This is a genomic window from Azohydromonas lata NBRC 102462, from assembly GCF_001571085.1.
GTDB lineage: Bacteria > Pseudomonadota > Gammaproteobacteria > Burkholderiales > Burkholderiaceae_C > Azohydromonas > Azohydromonas lata.
Genome location: NZ_BCTC01000057.1, coordinates 1 through 18,258 on the forward strand (window position 1 = coordinate 1; position 18,258 = coordinate 18,258).

The 18,258-nt window shown below is 70.4% G+C and carries 14 protein-coding genes and 1 pseudogene; 11 read left to right on the forward strand and 4 right to left on the reverse strand.

Annotation, left to right across the window (positions count from 1 at the left end; all coding sequences use genetic code 11):
* Positions 1 to 200 (reverse strand): annotated as a pseudogene (locus ALA01S_RS18880) (energy transducer TonB); the annotation flags it as partial.
* A gap of 213 nt (positions 201 to 413) precedes the next feature.
* On the opposite strand from ALA01S_RS18880, the gene ALA01S_RS18885 reads away from it, so the two are divergent.
* Entirely contained in the window at positions 414 to 4,349 is a 3,936-nt protein-coding gene (locus tag ALA01S_RS18885; protein ID WP_066339511.1) for a response regulator, read from the forward strand.
* A 46-nt stretch (positions 4,350 to 4,395) separates the two neighbouring features.
* Entirely contained in the window at positions 4,396 to 5,334 is a 939-nt protein-coding gene (locus ALA01S_RS18890; RefSeq protein WP_066339516.1) for a sigma-70 family RNA polymerase sigma factor, read from the forward strand.
* Positions 5,335 to 5,459: 125 nt separating this feature from the next.
* Here ALA01S_RS18890 and ALA01S_RS18895 read toward each other — a convergent pair whose 3' ends face one another.
* The 3 genes from ALA01S_RS18895 to ALA01S_RS18905 all read right to left on the reverse strand — a co-directional run bounded on the left by ALA01S_RS18895 (position 5,460) and on the right by ALA01S_RS18905 (position 9,138).
* Positions 5,460 to 6,644 carry an acetyl-CoA C-acyltransferase family protein gene (locus tag ALA01S_RS18895; protein WP_066339519.1) on the reverse strand — a complete coding sequence of 395 codons (1,185 nt, stop codon included), beginning with the start codon at positions 6,642 to 6,644 and terminating at the stop codon, positions 5,460 to 5,462.
* A gap of 185 nt (positions 6,645 to 6,829) precedes the next feature.
* The gene (locus tag ALA01S_RS18900; RefSeq protein WP_066339522.1) at positions 6,830 to 7,834 is read right to left on the reverse strand and encodes a metal-dependent hydrolase; all 1,005 of its coding nucleotides are present in this window, start codon (positions 7,832 to 7,834) and stop codon (positions 6,830 to 6,832) included.
* An 86-nt stretch (positions 7,835 to 7,920) separates the two neighbouring features.
* Entirely contained in the window at positions 7,921 to 9,138 is a 1,218-nt protein-coding gene (locus ALA01S_RS18905; protein WP_066339528.1) for a diguanylate cyclase domain-containing protein, read from the reverse strand.
* 186 nt (positions 9,139 to 9,324) lie between these two features.
* Between ALA01S_RS18905 and ALA01S_RS18910 the strand changes: the two genes are divergently transcribed.
* The 9 genes from ALA01S_RS18910 (at position 9,325) to glnL (ending at position 18,251) form a co-directional block, all read left to right on the forward strand.
* A complete protein-coding gene (locus tag ALA01S_RS18910; RefSeq protein ID WP_066339534.1) occupies positions 9,325 to 10,149 on the forward strand; it encodes a TIGR00266 family protein in 825 nt (274 codons plus the stop codon).
* Between the two features lie 161 nt (positions 10,150 to 10,310).
* Complete coding sequence (locus ALA01S_RS18915) at positions 10,311 to 11,330, forward strand: YncE family protein (RefSeq protein WP_084267715.1); 1,020 nt, start codon at positions 10,311 to 10,313, stop codon at positions 11,328 to 11,330.
* Positions 11,314 to 12,093, forward strand: a complete 780-nt coding sequence (locus ALA01S_RS18920) for a polysaccharide deacetylase family protein (protein WP_066339537.1) — start codon at positions 11,314 to 11,316, stop codon at positions 12,091 to 12,093. Before ALA01S_RS18915 ends, ALA01S_RS18920 begins: the two co-directional genes overlap by 17 nt.
* A gap of 22 nt (positions 12,094 to 12,115) precedes the next feature.
* Positions 12,116 to 13,060 carry a sterol desaturase family protein gene (locus ALA01S_RS18925; protein WP_066339539.1) on the forward strand — a complete coding sequence of 315 codons (945 nt, stop codon included), beginning with the start codon at positions 12,116 to 12,118 and terminating at the stop codon, positions 13,058 to 13,060.
* Positions 13,061 to 13,140: 80 nt separating this feature from the next.
* A complete protein-coding gene (locus ALA01S_RS18930; RefSeq protein WP_084267716.1) occupies positions 13,141 to 14,049 on the forward strand; it encodes an EI24 domain-containing protein in 909 nt (302 codons plus the stop codon).
* A complete protein-coding gene (locus ALA01S_RS18935; protein WP_066339541.1) occupies positions 14,046 to 14,840 on the forward strand; it encodes a competence/damage-inducible protein A in 795 nt (264 codons plus the stop codon). Before ALA01S_RS18930 ends, ALA01S_RS18935 begins: the two co-directional genes overlap by 4 nt.
* A 245-nt stretch (positions 14,841 to 15,085) precedes the next feature.
* Positions 15,086 to 16,501 (forward strand): type I glutamate--ammonia ligase, encoded by a 1,416-nt coding sequence (glnA, locus tag ALA01S_RS18940; RefSeq protein ID WP_066339543.1) that lies wholly within the window; start codon positions 15,086 to 15,088, stop codon positions 16,499 to 16,501.
* A gap of 119 nt (positions 16,502 to 16,620) precedes the next feature.
* Positions 16,621 to 17,175, forward strand: a complete 555-nt coding sequence (locus tag ALA01S_RS18945; protein WP_066339545.1) for a hypothetical protein — start codon at positions 16,621 to 16,623, stop codon at positions 17,173 to 17,175.
* Positions 17,172 to 18,251 carry a nitrogen regulation protein NR(II) gene (glnL, locus tag ALA01S_RS18950; protein ID WP_066339546.1) on the forward strand — a complete coding sequence of 360 codons (1,080 nt, stop codon included), beginning with the start codon at positions 17,172 to 17,174 and terminating at the stop codon, positions 18,249 to 18,251. Before ALA01S_RS18945 ends, glnL begins: the two co-directional genes overlap by 4 nt.
* Positions 18,252 to 18,258: the final 7 nt, after the last annotated feature.

Sequence of the window (18,258 nt, forward strand, 5' to 3'; positions counted from 1 at the left end):
GGCGGCGGGGGCGGTGGAGGGGGCGGAACCGGTTTCGGCTCGTCCAGCAGCACGGCCATCACGGGGGCCTGGACGACTTCCACCACCTTGCGCGCGAGGCCGGAGTACAGCGCCCAGCCCAGTAGCACATGCATCAGCACCACGGCCGCGATGCCCAGGAGGTGGCGTGCGGGGTTGCGTTGCTGGCTGGCGAAATCCACGGGGCGTGCGGCTGGAAAAGGCCGTATCGGGTGAGACGGGTGCGCGCCACGGGGCGCGGCCAAAGCGCGCGACTATAGCTTGCCCCGTGGCAGGGTCTGGGCAGCGGGTTTGCTGCGCGTCCGCCGCGTCGCGCATGATGGTCAGGCCTATCCCAGTGAAACCCTGATGAACCCGGGAAAATTACCGAAAGAAGTACAAGCCGAGGCGCCCCAATGACGGGCGCCGCCATTTCCCGAAGCCTGCGCACCGGCCTGTGGGGCCCGTTGCTGCTGCTGGCCGTGCTGGCCGCGCTGCTGACCTTCCTGGGCGTGCGCACCCTCTACCAGCAGGACGAGCTGCGCGAATGCGCCCGCCTCGAAGCCGTGGCCGAGCTGCGCGCCACGCAGGTCGTGAAATGGCTGGAGGACGCGCGCCGCGCCGCGCGCTACCTGGGCAGCAGCCAGCCCTTGGGCGATCTGTTCCGCCAGTGGCACGACGACGGCAGCGAGAGCGCACGCAGCATCTTCCAGGAGCGCGTGCACGGCTTTCGCAACGTCATCGCCTCCCGCGACGTGCTGGTGGTGGATCCGCAGGGCCGCGTGCTGCTGCAAGGCGGGCCGGCCGAAGCCGAGGCGCCGCCGCCGCTGCGCGAGGCCATCCAACGCGCGCTGGCCAGCGGGCAGGCCGAACACAGCGGCCTGTACCGCACCCAAGACCAGGCCCATGCGCTGCGGCTGGACATGGTCATGCCGCTGCTCTACAGCGGCGATGCGCAGCCCCAGGCGCTGCTGGTGTTCCGCATGGACCCGGCCACCGAGCTCTTCCCGCAGCTCGCCCGCTGGCCCGTGCCCACCGAAACGGCCGAGACGGTGATGTGGCACCGCGCGGGCGAGCAGGTCGAGGCGCTGAGCCCGCTGCGCGCCGACGCGCAGGCCGCCCTGACCCTGCGCCGCCCGCTGGCGCAGCCCGGCTGGCTGATGGGCGACGTGCTGCGCCAGGGCACGCCGGCACCCGGCGCGACGACCGAGCGCCAGGACTTCCGCGGCGTGCCGGTGCTGGCCGCCTGGCGCCCCGTGCCCGGCACCGACTGGGTGCTGGTGGCCAAGATGGACCGCAGCGAGGCCCTGGCGCCCACGCAGCGCCTGGCCGTGAGCATCGCCGCCGCTGCCGCCGCGCTGCTGGCCGCTGCGGCCGCCGCGCTGTACCTGCAGCGCCAGCGCCGCATGCTGGAGGAGTCGCAGCGCCTGGCCGCCGAGCAGCAGGAGCGGCTGCGCGCCCTGGCGCTGCTGGAGGCCATCTCCGAGGCCTCCACCGACCCCATCTACGCCAAGGACCTGCAGGGCCGCTACCTCTTCTGCAACCGCGAGGCGCTGCGCGCGCTGGGCCGCCCGGCCGAGGAAGTGATTGGGCAGGACGACACGGCGCTCATGCCCTCCGAGGACGCCGCCCGCATCCAGGCCCTCGACCGCCAGGTGCTGGCCGACGACGCCACCACCACCCGCGTCACGCAGTTCCGCACCGCGCGCGGTCCGCACATCTACCTCTCCACCAAGGGCCCGCTGCGCGACGGCCAGGGCCGCGTGGTGGGCATCTTCGGCGTCTCGCGCGACATCTCCGAGCTGCACGCCACGCAGGACAGGCTGCGCCGCCTGTCGCTGGCGGTGGAGCAGAGCCCGAACGCCATCCTCATCATCGACCGCCGCGGCGTGGTGCGCTACGCCAACGAGGGCTGGGCCGCCATCGCAGGCGCCCCCGTGGACAGCTTCGAGGGCCAGGGCCTGCGCGAGGCCGGGCTGGGCGAGGTGGCCGATGCGCTGTGGCCCGCCCTGGAGGCCGGCGAGCCCTGGACGGGCGAGCTGCACCTGAACGGCCGCACTGGCCAGGCGCACGACCTGCGCGTGCGCCTGGTGCCCATACAGCACCCCGATGGACGCAAGCACGAGCTGCTGCTGGTGTTCGAGGACGTCACCGCGCTGCGCCGCAAGGCCGCCGAGCTGGCCCAGCACCGCGACCTGCTGGAGCGCCGCGTGGTCGAGCGCACCCGCCAACTGGAAGACTTGAACCTCGCGCTGCGCGTGCAGGCCGAGGAGGTGGCCACGCTCTACAACCGCGCGCCCTGCGGCTACCACTCCACCGACGCCGAGGGCTTCTTCATCGCCGTCAACGACACCGAGCTGGCCATGCTGGGCTACGAGCGCACGGAAGTCGTCAACCGGCTGCGCCTGCCGGACCTGCTCACGCCCTCGCAGCGGCCCCTCTTCGCGCAGTACCGCGCGCAACTGGAGCGGCTGGGCATGCTGCGCGGGCTGGAGTACGACTTCGTGCGCAAGGACGGCAGCCTGCTGCCCGTGGTGGTGGACGTGGCCGCCGAGCTCGACGCCCAGGGCCGGCTGCTGCGCACCCGCGCCACCATGTTCGACAACCGCGAGCGCAAGGCGCGCGAGGCCGAAATCCAGGCCCTGCACGCGCGGCTGGCGCAACGCGCCGAGGAGGCCGAGAGCGCCAACCGCGCCAAGAGCGCCTTCCTGGCCAACATGAGCCACGAAATCCGCACGCCGCTCAACGCCGTCATCGGCCTCACGCACCTGCTGCGCCGCGACCAGCCCACGCCCGCGCAGGCCGAGCGCCTGGCCAAGATGGAGGACGCCGCGCAGCACCTGCTCAGCGTCATCAACGACGTGCTGGACCTCTCCAAGATAGAAGCCGGCAAGCTGGAGCTGGAGTGCGTCGACTTCCGCCTGGACGAGCTGCTGGCGCGCAGCTTCGACCTCGTGGCCGGCCGCGCCCGCCAGAAGGACCTGGAGCTGGTGGTGGACAGCGCCGGGCTGCCCGCGGCGCTGCACGGCGACCCGACGCGGCTGTCGCAGGCGCTGGTCAACCTGCTGAGCAACGCCGTGAAGTTCACCGAGCAGGGCATGGTGCTGCTGCGCGCCGAGCAGCTCGGCCTGGACGGCGACGCGGTGCTGGCCCGCTTCGAGGTGCGCGACACGGGCATGGGCATCACGGCGGCGCAGCAGGCGCAGCTCTTCAACGCCTTCGAGCAGGCCGACAGCTCCACCACGCGGCGTTTCGGCGGCACGGGCTTGGGCCTGGCCATCACGCGGCGCCTGGTGCAGCTCATGGGCGGCGACATCGGTGTGGACAGCGTGCCGGGGCAGGGCAGCCGCTTCTGGTTCACGCTGCCGCTGCGCGTGGCCCGGGGCGCGCCCGCGCCGCTGCCGCCGCCGGGCCTGCGGGGCCGGCGCGTGCTGCTGGTGGACGACCTGGCCGAGGCGCGCGAGGCCATGGAGCAGCTCCTGCGCGTCATGGGCCTCACGGTGGACCTGGCGTCTTCCGGCGAGCAGGCGCTGCAGGCCGTGCAAAGCGCCAGCCTGCGCAATGAGCCCTACGAGCTGCTGCTCATCGACTGGCAGATGCCCGGCATGGACGGGCTGCAGACGCTGCAGCGCCTGCGCGGCTTGGGCGCCGAGCTGCCGCCCAGCCTGCTGGTGACCGCGCACGACTCCGACGCGGTCGAGACCGCCGCGCAGCGCGCGGGCTTCAGCGCCGTGCTCACCAAGCCCGTGACCGCCTCCACGCTGCTGGACCGGCTGGTGCAGTTGCCGCTGGCGCCGTCGGCGGCCGAGCTGCCGGCGCTGGCCCAGGGGCTGCCAGCCTCCATACCCGGGGCGATGCCGGGCAATGGGGCGCCGGCCCCGTCGTCCTCCGGGCCCTCCGCAGGGGCGGCCGCCGTGGCGGCTGCGCCGGCGTCGCCCGCGGTGAGCGCGGCGGCGCTGCGCGCGCGCTACGCCGGGCTGCGCGTGCTGCTGGTGGAGGACAACCCCGTCAACCGCGAGCTGGCCACCGAGCTGCTTCGCTATGCGGGCTTCGAGGTGGACTGCGCCGGCGACGGCGCCGAGGCGCTGGCCATGGCGCGGCGCCACGACGGCTACGCGCTCATCCTCATGGACATGCAGATGCCGGTGATGGACGGTCTGGAGGCCGCGCGCGCCATTCGCGCGCGGCCGGACGTGGCGCAGGTGCCCATCCTGGCCATGACGGCCAACGCCTTCGCCGAGGACCGCGCCGCCTGCATGGCCGCAGGCATGAACGACTACATCGCCAAGCCCGTCAACCCCGTGCTGCTTTACTCGACGCTGCAACGGTGGCTGGATAAGGCAAAAGCGTGAAAGCCTGTGCAAGTCCCCGCCTAGGCGGGCAGCCTAAAATCCAACCATGGTCCTTCCTATGCATGGCGTCCCCTCGGCACTGATCGCCCGTAACGAATCCTGGGTGCGCAAGCAGGCCCAGGCGCTGGTACGTCACCTTCCAGCCAACGTGGAGAAGGCCGACCTCATCCAGGTCGGCCTCATTGCGGTGGCGCAGGCGGCGCTGAGTTTCGAGTGGGAAGGTGACCGCGACACCGAGGAGGCCAAGGAGGCTTTCGTCCGCTATGCGCGCATGCGCGTCAAGGGCGCGATGCTCGACGAGCTGCGCCAGATGGACCACCTGGGCCGCGGCCAGCGCCGCAAGGTCAAGATCATCCAGATCGCGCGCGAGCGCTGGCGCGCCACCAACGGCGGCGAGGCCACGCTGGCGCAGATCAGCAAGGTCTGCGGCCTCTCGGTGGACGAGATTTCCGCGCTGGAAATGCTGGACCAGGCCGGCCGCACCCGCAGCAGCAGCGGGCCGGACTCGGAGTTCGACGAGCAGCCGCACTACGAATTCCACCCCGCCACCGAGAAGGAAGAGGTGGAGGCCCGCGTGGACACCAGCATCGTGATGCGCCACCTGGAGAAGTTCTTCGCGCAGTTGCCGGATCGCGACCGGCAGGTGATCGACTCGTATTTGGGCGTGGGCATGACGCCGGTGGAGCTGGCCGCTTCGCTCAAGGTCACGCCCTCGCGCGTGTCGCAGCTCTACAAGTCGGTGCTGCAGCGCATTTCCACGCACTTCGGCCACAGCCAGCTCCGTGCGGCCGACCGCGCGCCCAACATCGCGACCAAGCATTTCGACGAGCTGGTGGCCGAGCGCGAGAAGGAACTGGAAGCACTGCCCACCGACGGGCCGTGGGGCACCCTCATCGAGAACGTGCTGACCAAGCCCAAGGAGCAGTTCGGCGACCGCGACGGCGACAACCGCATCTCCGTCAGCAGCACCACGCGCTGGGGCTGACCGGCTGGATGTCCCGCCCGCGGCCGGCCACCAGGCGCCGCCGCCGACAAATACCAAGGGCCCGCATGCGGGCCCTTGGTGTTTTCAGACGGGCGCCTCGCGCGGGCGGGGCGCCGCGCTTGGCGTCAGCAGCGCTCGAAGATGGCGGCGATACCCTGGCCGCCGCCGATGCACATGGTCACCAGTGCGTAGCGGCCCTGGATGCGCTGCAGCTCGTGCAGCGCCTTGGTGGCGATGATGGCGCCCGTGCCGCCCACCGGGTGGCCCAGCGAGATGCCGGAGCCGTTGGGGTTGACCTTGGCGGGGTCCAGGTCGAGTTGCTTGGCCACGGCGCAGGCTTGGGCGGCGAAGGCTTCGTTGGACTCGATCACGTCCAGGTCAGCCACCTTCAGCCCCGCGCGCTGCAGCGCGATCTTGGAGGCCGGCACGGGGCCGATGCCCATGATTTCCGGCTCCACGCCGGCGTGGGCGTAGGCCACCAGGCGGGCGATGGGCCTGAGGCCATTGGCCTGCACCGCGTTGCCGCTGGCCAGCACCAGGGCCCCGGCGCCGTCGTTGATGCCCGACGCATTGCCCGCGGTGACGCGGCCGTTTTCCTTGCGGAAGGCGGGCTTCATCTTGGCCAGCGTCTCCAGCGTGGTGTCGGCCTTGATGTGCTCGTCCACCTCGAAGCTCACCGTGCCCTTGCGCGAGGCGATCAGCACCGGGGCGATCTGGCCCTTGAAGCGGCCTTCGGCCGTGGCGGCGGCGGCGCGGCGGTGGCTCTCGACGGCCAGGGCGTCCATCTCGTCGCGGGTGATGCCGAAGCGGTCAGCCACGTTCTCGGCGGTCACGCCCATGTGGATGCGGCCGAACGGGTCGTGCAGGATGCCCAGCATGTAGTCCTGCATCTGCGCGTCGCCCATGCGCTGCCCCCAGCGGGCCGAGGGCATCAGGTAGGGGCCACGGCTCATGTGCTCGGCGCCGGCGCCGATGGCGAAGTCGCAGTCGCCCAGCATGATGGACTGCGAGGCGTTGACGATGGCCTGCAGCCCGGAGCCGCACAGGCGGTTGACGTTGAACGCCGGCGTCTCGTTGGGGCAGCCGGCGTTGATGGCGGCCACGCGGCTGAGGTAGGCGTCGCGCGCCTCGGTGGGAATGACGTTGCCCATGGCCAAGTGGCCGATGCGGGCAGCGTCAACGCCGCTTTTTTCCAGCGCGGCCTTGACGGCGGTGGTGGCCAGGTCGGCCAGCGGCACGTCCTTCAGCGTGCCGCCGAAGGTGCCGATGGCGGTGCGCATGGCCGAGAGAACAAACACTTCTTGCGTCATGGGGGTGTCTCCTTGTGTGGACTTGTTCACGGTAGGCGGCGGAACCCACATCAAGCTGACAAATCCGGAGTCGTCAGGGCTTGCCCTGAGTCGTCACATGACGTACCACGACGTGCCCTTTAGCGGGCCTCCCGCGGCCTTTGTCGCGCCGCCGCCCCTGGCGGCTGCGGGCCTGGGGCCGCCGTTCAGCGCGGCGGCGGCAGCGGGTGGCCCAACATGCGTGGCAGCAGCCAGGCCAGGCCGCGGGCGGCGTCCACGCGGGCGCTGAGCTGCACGGGGGCTTGCGGGCGCACCTGGCCGTCGGCATCCCGGCGGGCCACGGCGAAGGTGAAGGCGTAGAAGGGTTCCTGGCCCATGCGCAAGTCGGTGATCAGCAGCTCGTCGCCCGCGCGCGCGAGCTTGTAGAAGCCCTGGCTGAAGGCGCGTACCTGCTGCGCGGCTTCCACGGGCATCAGCAGCGGCGAAAGCTCGGCGCCGCGGTCGAAGCGCTCGAAAGCCATGGGGGCGTCGCCGTCCAGCAGCGACTTGAAACCCTCATGGTAGTGGCCGTCCTGCACCAGCACCACGCGCCACAGCAGCGTGGTCAGCGGCGCGGGCGTCACCAGCACGCGCTGCGGCGCCAGGCCCTGGGCGTGGGCGGCGGCGGTCGCCGCGTCGCGCACCTGCTGCTGCGCCAGGGCGCTCCAGCCGACGTAGGCCACGGCCAGGGCCAGGCCCGCGGCGTTCCAGCGCAGGGCCTGCGGGCGGCGGCGCAGCAGCGCGACGGCCAGGCCGGCGAGCAGCGGCAGGGTGACGAGCGGGTCGATGATGAAGACGGAGCCCATGGCGTGGGGCCTGTCGTCGAAGGGCAGCAGCAGCCGCGTGCCGTAGACGGTCATGAGGTCCAGCAGCGGGTGGGTGACGAGGGCCAGCCAGGTGGTGAGCCACCAGCGCCGGAAGGAGCCGCCCATGAGGCGCTGCGCGCCGAGGGCCAGCAGCGGCGCCAGCAGCGTGAGCCAGAAGAGGGAATGGCTGTGGCCGCGGTGCAGGACCATGTTGCGCACGGCGTCGCCGTGGTCGATGAACACGTCCAGGTCCGGCAGCGTGTTGCAGGCGGCGCCCCAGAGGGCGGCTTTCCAGGGCGCGACGCGGCGGCCCATGAAGGCCACGCCGACGGCGGCACCCAGGGCGAGGTGGGTAAGGGAGTCCATGGGGCGCCATGCTGCCAGCGTGCTGGCGCAGGCATCGCGGCCCGGGGCTGACTGGGAAGGCGCGACCGCCCCGCGCCGCCTCTGCCTCACCCCCCGGCCTGTGCTCCCTGCGGCGCCGGTGCCGCCATGGTCTGGGCCGGGCGCGGCCCAAGGCGGCGGCTTTCCACGAACAGCGGCTCCTTGCCGCCGGCGGCCGCTCCCACGGCGCGGCCCGCGCCCTGGCGCTGCGCCTCGTCCAGCGCCGCGCGCGCGCGATGCAGGCCTTGCGCCAGGGCCTCGCCGCTGCGCAGCTCGCCCACGCCGAAGCTCAGGCTGACCTCGTCGACCGTCTCTTCCAGCAGCGACAGCGCCCGCACCCGTTCGGCGATGCGCGTGGCCGCCGCCATGGCGTTGCGCAGCGAGGTGCCGGGCAGCAGCAGGACAAAAGCCTCGCCGTGGCGGCCGGCCAGGTCGTGGCCGCGCAGCGTGGCGTGCACGGCGTGCGCCACCACGCGGCGGCGCGCGCGCATGAGCTCCTGGCCGGCGCGCTCGGGGGCGTCGATGTCGAACACCAGTACCGCCGCGGCGCGCGTCTCTCGGCGCAGCACCCGGCGCGCGAGCACGTCGAAGTGCGCGCTGCCCGGGGCCATGAGCTCGCTGCGGCCCAGCAGCCGCAGCCGCCGCCGTGTCTCGCGCAGCGCGTTTTCCGCGCGCTCCTGGGCCAGCAGCGGCGCCACGCCGCTGGCGGCCACGGCCAGCAGGGCGTTGAGCAGCAGTGCCGCCGGGCCCACCCAGGGCGACTGGCCGCGCAGCGCCAGCCAGGCGGCGCCGCCCTGCAACAGCGCGCCGGCACCCAGCGTGAGGGCCGATACGCGCAGCACCATGCTCAGCCGCCGCACCTGCGAGCGCGCCAGCACCGCCGCCACGCTGGCCTGCAGCATCGCGGCCAGCACGGCGGCGTGGGCGTCGCGGTGCGGGCCCTCCTCGAACTCCAGGCCCAGGGCCCAGAGGGCCGCCAGGCCTGCCAGCAGCGCGTCGGCGCGTGAGCTGCCGGGCAGCCGGGCGCGCGCGTCGAAGCGGCGCAGCCCCTGCAGCGCCGCCAGCGGCCACAGGCACAGCAGCCACAGGCCCAGGCCGGAGAGCAGCGAGCCCCGCCCGGCCACCAGTTGCAGCCCCGCCCCGGCGGCGGCCAGCGCTGGGGCGGCGACCCAGCCCCAATGGCCGCGCGGCACGGTGCGCAGCAGTCCCCAAGCCGCCATCAAAATGGCCACGCCGGCGGTAAGCACCAGATCGGCCAGCAGCAGGGTCGGTAAGTCAGGTCGCATGTTTTTCCAGCGTTGCCTGCGGCCACCAAGGCGCGCACGCAGCCGCACTGTCGGTTTAGCCGCCACCCGCCCTGCAACCGCTTGCGACACACGGGCGGGGCGGCTGACGCCTGGATACAGCAGGGCCGGTGCCCGGGGGGGTTGGGTACCATCCCGGCGCTTTTCCATTTAGAGGGGTTACGCACCATGGCCATGGACGTCGTTGATTACGAGATCAGGGGCGCGGAGATGCAGTTCGTCGAGATCGAGCTCGATCCCGGCGAGGCCGCAGTGGGCGAGGCCGGGAGCCTCATGTTCATGGACGGCGGCGTCGCCATGGACACGGTCTTCGGCGACGGCTCGCGCCAGGGCGGCGGCGGGCTGTTTGGCAAGCTGCTGGGCGCTGGCAAGCGGCTCGTCACCGGCGAGTCGCTGTTCACCACCGTCTACACCAACCAGGCCAGCGCCAAGCAGCGCGTGGCCTTTGCCGCGCCTTACCCGGGCAAGATCCTGCCCATGGACCTGCGCCAGCTCGGCGGCACGCTGATCTGCCAGAAGGATTCGTTCCTGTGCGCCGCGCGCGGCGTCTCGCTGGGCGTGTACCTGCAGCAAAAGCTCTCGGTGGGCTTCTTCGGCGGGGAGGGCTTCATCATGCAAAGGCTGGACGGCGACGGCCTGGCCTTCGTCCACGCCGGCGGCACCGTGGTGCGCCGCGAGCTGCAGCCCGGGCAGACGCTGCTCATAGACACGGGCTGCGTGGTGGCCATGACGCCCAACGTCAATTTCGAGATCCAGTACGTGGGCAAGGTCAAGACGGCGCTGTTCGGCGGCGAGGGCCTGTTCTTCGCCCGCGTCACCGGCCCGGGCACGGTGTGGCTGCAGAGCCTGCCGTTCTCGCGCCTGGCCTCGCGCGTGTTCGCCGCGGCGCCTCAGACGGGCGGCGGCGGGCGCGAGGAGGGGTCGGTGCTGCCCTTCGCTGCGGCCGGCGGGCTGTTGGGCGGCCTCTTCGGCGGCGACAACGGCGACGATTGACCCGGCGCCGCGCGGGGGTGTTGTGGAACCGGCGCACGCCACGCCCGGCTTGCCTTCAATCGGTGTGACGGACGTCAACATCCGAACGCCCCGGCCTGTGCCCGGGGCAGGGGGGCGTGACTACACTTGCGGCCCTCTGCAATCGGTGTGGTGTGCATCCCATGAAGCTGTTTTCCAAGGTGGCGCGTACCGGCGCCGGTGTGTTCCTGCTGGCGGCCACGTCGTGGGCGGCGGCCCAGCAGGCATCGGCCCAAGGTGCGCTGCCGCCGGTGTTCGTCCTGAATTCGCTGGATGCCAACGTGAGCGTGCTGGATCGCGCCACCATGAGCCCCAAGGCGCTCATTCCCACCGGCAAGGAACCGCACCACCTCTACATGACGCCGGACGAGAAATCCATCATCGTGGCCAACGCGGTGGGCGACTCGCTGACCTTCATCGACCCGAAGACGGCGCAGGTGCAGCGCACCATCAACAACATCAGCGACCCCTATCAACTGCGCTTCTCGCCGGACATGAAGTGGTTCGTCACCGCCGGCAACCGGCTGGACCACATCGACCTCTACCGCTGGGAGCCCACCAACGCGGCGCAGCCGCTGCAGCTGGCCAAGCGGATTCCCGCGGGCAAGACGCCCAGCCACATCACGATAGATACCAAGTCCAGCGTGGTGTACGGCTCGCTGCAGGACAGCGACGAGCTCATCGCCATCGACCTGCACACGCAAGCGCCGCGCTGGCGCATTCCCGTGGGCAAGATGCCGGCGGACGTGTACCTGACGCCCGACGACCGCACGCTGCTGGTGGGCCTGACCGGCGACGAGTTCGTGGAGGCCTATGACGTGAGCGGGGCGCAGCCCAAGCTCGTCAAGCGCATCGCCACGGGCAAGGGCGCGCACGCCTTCCGCACGCGCGGCGACGGCAAGCACCTCTTCGTCTCCAACCGCGTGGCCAACACCATCAGCATGATCGACACGCAGGCGCTGTCGGTGGTGACGACCTTCCCGGCACCGGGCGGCCCGGACTGCATGGAGCTGCTGTCCGACGGCAAGACGCTGCTGGTGTCCTCGCGCTGGGCGCGCAAGGTGACCGTCATCGACACCGAGACCAAGCAGATCGTGCAGCAGGTGGCCGTGGGCCGGTCGCCGCACGGCATCTGGACCCTGGACCATGCTTCGCGCCGTTAAGCGACTCGGCCTCCCCTTGTTGATCGCGGCCGCTGGTGCGGCAGCCGCGGCACCGGCCTGCGACAAGCCGGTGTACCTGACCTTCGACACCGGCCACATGGGCGTGGCGCCGCTGGTGGCGCAGGTGCTGCAGCGCCAGCACGTGAAGGTCACGTTCTTCCTGGCCGACGAGCGCACGCTCGAAGGCGGCAGCAGCCTGGACGAGCACTGGGCGCCCTGGTGGCGCGAGCGTGCCGCCGAGGGCCACGCCTTCGGCTCCCACACCTGGGACCACGTGATCTGGCGCGGCGACCAGGGCGCGGCCTTTCGCATGCAGCCCACGGCCGGGGCGCAGTCCGGCCAGCGCCTCACGCTGGACGAGGCGGCCTATTGCGAGGAATTGAAGAAGCCCGCGCGCCGCTTCGAGGCCATGACGGGGCACAAGATGCTGCCGCTGTTCCGCGCGCCGGGCGGCAAGACCTCGCCGGCGCTGCTGGCCGCGGCGCAGCGCTGCGGCTTCACGCACGTGGGCTGGGCGCCGGCCGGCTTCCTGGGCGACGAGCTCGACAGCGGCAAGTTCCCCAACGACAAGCTGCTGGCCAAGGCGCTGCGCGACATTCGCGGCGGCGACATCCTGCTGGCGCACCTGGGCATCTGGTCGCGCCAGGACCCGTGGGCGCCGGCGGTGCTGGAGCCGCTGATAGAAGGCCTCAAGCAGCGCGGCTTTTGCTTCGCCACGCTGCGCGATCATCCGCAGTACGCGGCGCTGGCCGCGGGACGTTGACCCGCTTTTTTCGCTTTTCCCCATGCAATGGTTTTTTGATCTCTTCGGCCAGGTGCAGCAGTGGCTGTTCGAGCAGCTCGTGCAGCCCGCGCTGTTCGAGCTTGGCCTGGCCAGCATCATGGAAGACGCCTTCGTCGCCACCGGCTGGCTGATGGTGGGCCTGGTGCAGCTGGCGCTCATGCTCAGCCTCATGCGGCTGCTGGAGCAGTGGCGCCCGGTGGAGCCGGTGCGCGACCGCGCCGCGGTGCGGGTGGACGTGGTCTACACGCTCATCCATCGCCTGGGCCTGTTCCGCGTGGTGCTGTTCTTCACGCTGGACCCGCTGTGGAACGACCTGATCGGCTGGCTGCGCGTGGAGGGCATGCCCACCTTCCAGCTCGACGCGCTGTGGCCCGGCGTCACCGACATCGCGCTGGTGAGCTTCGCGATGTACTTGCTGCTCTTCGACTTCGTGGACTACCTGCTGCACCGCGGCCAGCACCGCTGGAAGTGGTGGTGGGCGCTGCACGGGCTGCACCACAGCCAGCAGCAGCTCACGATGTGGAGCGACAACCGCAACCACCTGCTGGACGACGTGATCCGCGACAGCGCGCTGGTCATCGTGGGCCTGCTGGTGGGCATTGCGCCGGGGCAGTTCGTGGCCGTGGTGGCCTTCACGCAGTTGCTGGAGAGCATGTCGCACGCCAACGTGCGCCTGTCCTACGGTCCGCTGGAGCGCTGGGTGGTGAGCCCGCGCTACCACCGCTGGCACCACCGCACCGGCGACGGTGAAGTCGACGACGGCCACGGCCGTCCGGGCGGCGACAATTTCTCGGTGCTGTTCCCCATCTGGGACCGCCTCTTTGGCACGGCCAACTTCGGCGAGCGCTACGTGCCCACCGGGCTGCCAGCCGACGGGCGCGACTGGGGCCGCGGCTTCTGGGCCCAGCAGTGGCTGGGTTTCAAGCGCCTGGTCGGACGGGCCTGAGCGCGGCGGGGCACGGCGCATCCGTCTTCAATGTTGAACCTGGGGGCCGCCGCGGCCCCTTTGCCCTGGAAAGGACTGCCATGCGTCCGCTGAGGGAGCTGCTGGACGCGTTCTGGCGCGCCGCGGCCTATTGCCTGCACCCGCGTGTGGTGGTGCTCACGCTGGCACCGCTGCTCATCGCGGCGGCGCTGGCGCTGGGCCTGGGCTGGCTGTACTGGGAAGGCGCCGTGGACGGCGTGCGGGAGCTGCTGGAGCGCTGGTCGCTCACCGCGGCGGTGCTGGGCTGGCTGGACTCCATGGGCGGGCAGGGCCTGCGCGCGGTGATCGCGCCGCTGCTGGTGGTGGCGCTGGCGGTGCCGGTGCTGGTGGTGGTGTCGCTGCTGCTGGTGTCCACGCTGTCCACGCCGGCGCTCACCAACCTGGTGGCGCGGCGGCGTTTCCCCGCGCTGCAGCGCCGCCACGGCGCGAGCTTCATGCTCAGCGTGTTGTGGGCGCTGGGCTGCTCGCTGCTGGCGCTGTTCGTTCTGGTGCTGTCGGTGCCGCTGTGGCTGATTCCGCCGCTGGTGCTGGTGCTGCCGCCGCTGGTGTGGGGCTGGCTGACCTACCAGCTCGTGGCCTTCGACGTGCTCTCGGACCACGCCAGCAAGGAGGAGCGCCGGCGCATCCTGCGCGAGCAGCGCTGGCCGCTGCTGGCCATGGGCGTGATCAGCGGCTACTTGAGCGCGGCGCCCTCGCTGCTGTGGGCCTTCGGTGCGACGGTGCTCATCCTGGCGCCGCTGCTGGTGGTGGTGTCGGTGTGGCTGTACACGCTGGTGTTCGCCTTCTCCTCGCTGTGGTTCGCCCACTTCTCGCTGGCGGCGCTGCAGCGGCTGCGCGCGCAGGAGGCGGCTGCGGCGGCGCCGTCGCCTCCGCCAGGGGGCGAGATCATCGACATGCCGTTGTCTGTCACGCCTTCGCCGCTTCAACTGCCCCGGGAACCGCACGCATGAACTTCGGCCTCATCGTCATCGGCGACGAAATCCTCTCCGGCAAGCGCCAGGACAAGCACATGGCCAAGGCCGTGGAGCTGCTGTCCGCGCGCGGGCTGCAGCTTGCTTGGGCGCGCTACGTGGGCGACGAGCGCGAGCGCATCACGGACGTCCTGCGCCAAGCCCTGAGCAGCGGCGACGCCGTGTTCAGTTGCGGGGGCATAGGCGCGACGCCCGACGACCACACGCGCCAGGCTGCCGCCGCGGCGCTGGGGGTGCCGCTGGAGCTGCATCCGCAGGCCAGGGAGCTCATCACGCAGCGCATGCGGGAGATGGCGGCCGAGAAGGGCGTGGCCTTCGACCCGGACAGCCCGGACAACCTGCAGCGGCTCAACATGGGGATGTTCCCGCGCGGGGCGCAGATCATCGCCAACCCCTACAACCGCATTCCGGGCTTCAGCGTGGGCGAGGTGCACTTCCTGCCCGGCTTTCCGGTGATGGCGCACCCGATGATGGAGGCGGTGCTGGACACGCGCTACGCGGCGCTGCACGGCACGCAGCGCCAGCGCGAGCGCTCCGTCATCGTCATGGGCGCGATGGAGGCGGTGCTCACGCCGCTGATGGAAGCGGTGGAGGCCACGCATGAGCGCGTGCGCGTCTTCAGCCTGCCCAGCGTGGACCACCCCCAGTGGGGCCGCCACGTGGAGCTGGGCGTCAAGGGCCCTGCGGCGGTGGTGGACGCCGCGTTCGACGAACTCCGCGCGGGCCTGGCAAAGCTGCAAGCCAAGTTGGGCCCCGAGTTGGTGCGCTAGCAGGAATTTCATTTCACCATTTCGGTGCGTCAAAATGCATCGAAATGGGGCGTAGTTGAGCAGGATCATGGCCACTTTCACGAGTGCCTGCCCCGGCTTGACGCAGCACAGGGCGAAGATCGCTGAAATCGGCATGCTTTCTGCTAGATTCCAGTGCTCAAGCAAAGGCCCGGTCTCGCACCGGGCTTTTGTTCGATCTAGCAGTTATTGACCCACTCGCACAGCACATCCGCTAGGAGAAATTGATGTCCAAGACTGTCGCCGACGTGATGAAGATGGTGAAGGAGAACGAAGTCAAATTCGTCGACTTCCGCTTCACCGACACCCGCGGCAAGGAGCAGCACGTTTCGGTGCCCGTCTCCCATTTCGATGAAGACAAGTTCCAGTCGGGCCACGCCTTTGACGGCTCGTCCATCGCTGGCTGGAAGGGCATCGAAGCCTCCGACATGCTGCTGATGCCGGATGCCAACACGGCCAACATCGACCCGTTCTTCGAAGAGCCGACGCTGATCCTGACCTGCGACGTCATCGATCCGGCCGACGGCAAGCCCTACGAGCGCGATCCGCGCTCGCTGGCCAAGCGCGCTGAAGCCTACATGCGCGCTTCCGGCCTGGGCGACACCGCCTACTTCGGTCCGGAGCCGGAATTCTTCGTGTTCGACAGCGTGCGCTGGAACATCGACATGTCCGGCTGCTTCTCCAAGATCGAGAGCGAAGAAGCCGCCTGGAACACCGGCAAGGAATACGAGCACGGCAACTCCGGTTTCCGTCCCTCCGTCAAGGGCGGCTACTTCCCCGTGCCCCCGGTCGATTCCGGCCAGGACCTGCGCTCGGAAATGTGCCTGCTGCTGGAGCAGCTGGGCATTCCGGTCGAAGTGCACCACCACGAAGTGGCCACCGCCGGCCAGATGGAAATCGGCACCAAGTTCAGCACGCTGATCGAGCGCGCTGACTGGGTGCAGCTGCAGAAGTACGTGATCCACAACGTCGCGGCCGCCTACGGCAAGACCGCCACGTTCATGCCCAAGCCCATCGTTGGCGACAACGGCAGCGGCATGCACGTGCACCAGTCGGTGTGGAAGGACGGCAAGAACCTGTTCGCCGGCGACGGCTACGCGGGCCTGTCCGACTTCGCCCTGTACTACATCGGCGGCATCATCAAGCACGCCCGTGCCCTGAACGCCATCACCAACCCCGGCACCAACAGCTACAAGCGCCTGGTGCCTGGCTTCGAAGCCCCGGTGAAGCTGGCCTACTCGGCCAAGAACCGCTCGGCCTCGATCCGTATCCCCTACGTGGCCAATCCGAAGGGCCGTCGCGTGGAAGCCCGCTTCCCCGATCCCCTGATGAACCCGTACCTGGGCTTTGCCGCGCTGCTGATGGCCGGCCTGGACGGCGTGGAAAACAAGATCCACCCGGGCGAAGCTGCCACCAAGGACCTGTACCACCTGCCGCCGGAAGAGGACGCGAAGATCCCGACCGTCTGCCACAGCCTGGACCAGGCCCTGGAAGCTCTGGACAAGGATCGCGCCTTCCTGACCAAGGGCGGCGTGTTCACCGACTCCTACATCGACGCCTACATCGATCTGAAGATGCAGGAAGTCACCCGCTTCCGCATGGCCACGCACCCGGTCGAGTTCGACATGTACTACGCCCTGTGATCCCTCAAGGGTCCTGACGTGTGCGAAAGGGACGGTCCTCTGGGCCGTCCCTTTTTGTTTATGGGGGCGGCCCCACCGGCCTTTGCGAAAATCGGGCTGCCTTCCACGGAGCCTTGCGCATGAAGCACACCAGCCGGGCCCTGCTGCACGCGGCGCTGCTGTTGAGCGGCGCGGCGGCGCAGGCCCAGGGCAGCACCACGGTCTACCGCTGCCCGGGACCGCCCATTCTCTACACCGATGCCATCAGCGCCCAGCAGGCGCGCGCGCGCGGCTGCCAGGCCGTGGATGCTTCGCCCGTGACCATTTCCGGCACGCGGCCGCATGCGGCCTCCAGGGCCACACCGCCGGCCACCGGTGTGGCATCGGCCACGGCCGCGGCCGCATCAGGGACGGCCCCGGTGGTGGCGCGGCCCGCCGAGCGCGTGACGGCGCCGCAGCAGCGCGAGCGCGACAACGACGCGCGCGCCATCCTGCAGGCCGAGTTGCAGCGCGAGCAGACGCGGCTGCAGCAACTGCTGGCCGAATACAACGATGGCCAGCCTGAGCGCTTGGGGCACGAGCGCAACAACCAGCGCTACCTCGACCGCGTGGCCGCACTCAAGGCCTCCATAGAGCGCAGCAGCGCCGACATCGCCGCGCTGCAGCGCGAACTGGCCCGCCTTTCCCGCCCATGAAGCCTTCCCGCTCCACCAAATCCAACTTCGACAACTTCGACCTGCTCGCCACGCTGGTGGCCGTGGTCTCGCCGCAGGGGCAGTGCCTGTTCGTCAACTCGGCCTTCGAGGACCAGATCGGCCTGTCGCGCCGCAGCCTGGTGGGCGGGCACCTGCCGCAGTGGTTCGTGCTGCCGCGCCAGCTGCAGGAGACGCTGGCCGCCGTGGCGCGCAACGACTACGCCAGCGGCCGCTTCGACGCCATGCTCAAGCGGCTGCCGGGCATGCAGCCCGAGGCGCTGCCGGTGCATGTCATCGTCAACCAGACCGACAGCGCGGATCGCGTGCTCGTCGAGATGATCGAGATCGAGCAGCAGACCCGCCAGGACCGCGAGGAGCGCGCGCTGGACCAGGCGCAGGCCAACAAGGAGCTCATCCGCAACCTCGCACACGAGATCAAGAACCCCTTGGGCGGCATCCGCGGCGCGGCGCAACTGCTGCAGATGGAGCTGCAGTCCAAGGAGCTGACCGAGTACACGCAGGTTATCGTCCAGGAGGCCGACCGGCTGCAGGCGCTGGTGGACCGGCTGCTGGCGCCGCACCGCAAGCCGCACGTGGTGGGCGACGTCAACATCCACGAGGTGTGCGAGCGGGTGAGGGCGCTGATCCTGGCCGAGTTCCCGCGCGGGCTGGCCGTGCAGCGCGACTACGACACCTCCATTCCCGAGTTCCGCGGCGACCGCGAGCAGCTCATACAGGCCGTGCTCAACATCGCCCACAACGCGGCGCAGGCGCTCACGCAGCGCATTGCCGAGGGCGACGCCTGCATCGTGCTGCGCACGCGCGTGACGCGCCAGGTCACCATAGGCAAGACGCGGTACAGACTGGCATTGGAATTGCATATCGAGGACAACGGTCCGGGTGTCCCCGACTCGATTCGCGATCGCATCTTCTACCCGCTGGTGTCGGGACGCGAAGGCGGATCCGGCTTGGGACTGACGCTGGCGCAGACCTTCGTGCAACAGCACCAGGGCACCATCGAATGCGACAGCACGCCGGGCCAGACGATTTTCAAGATCCTCATCCCTTTGCCCTGACACACCA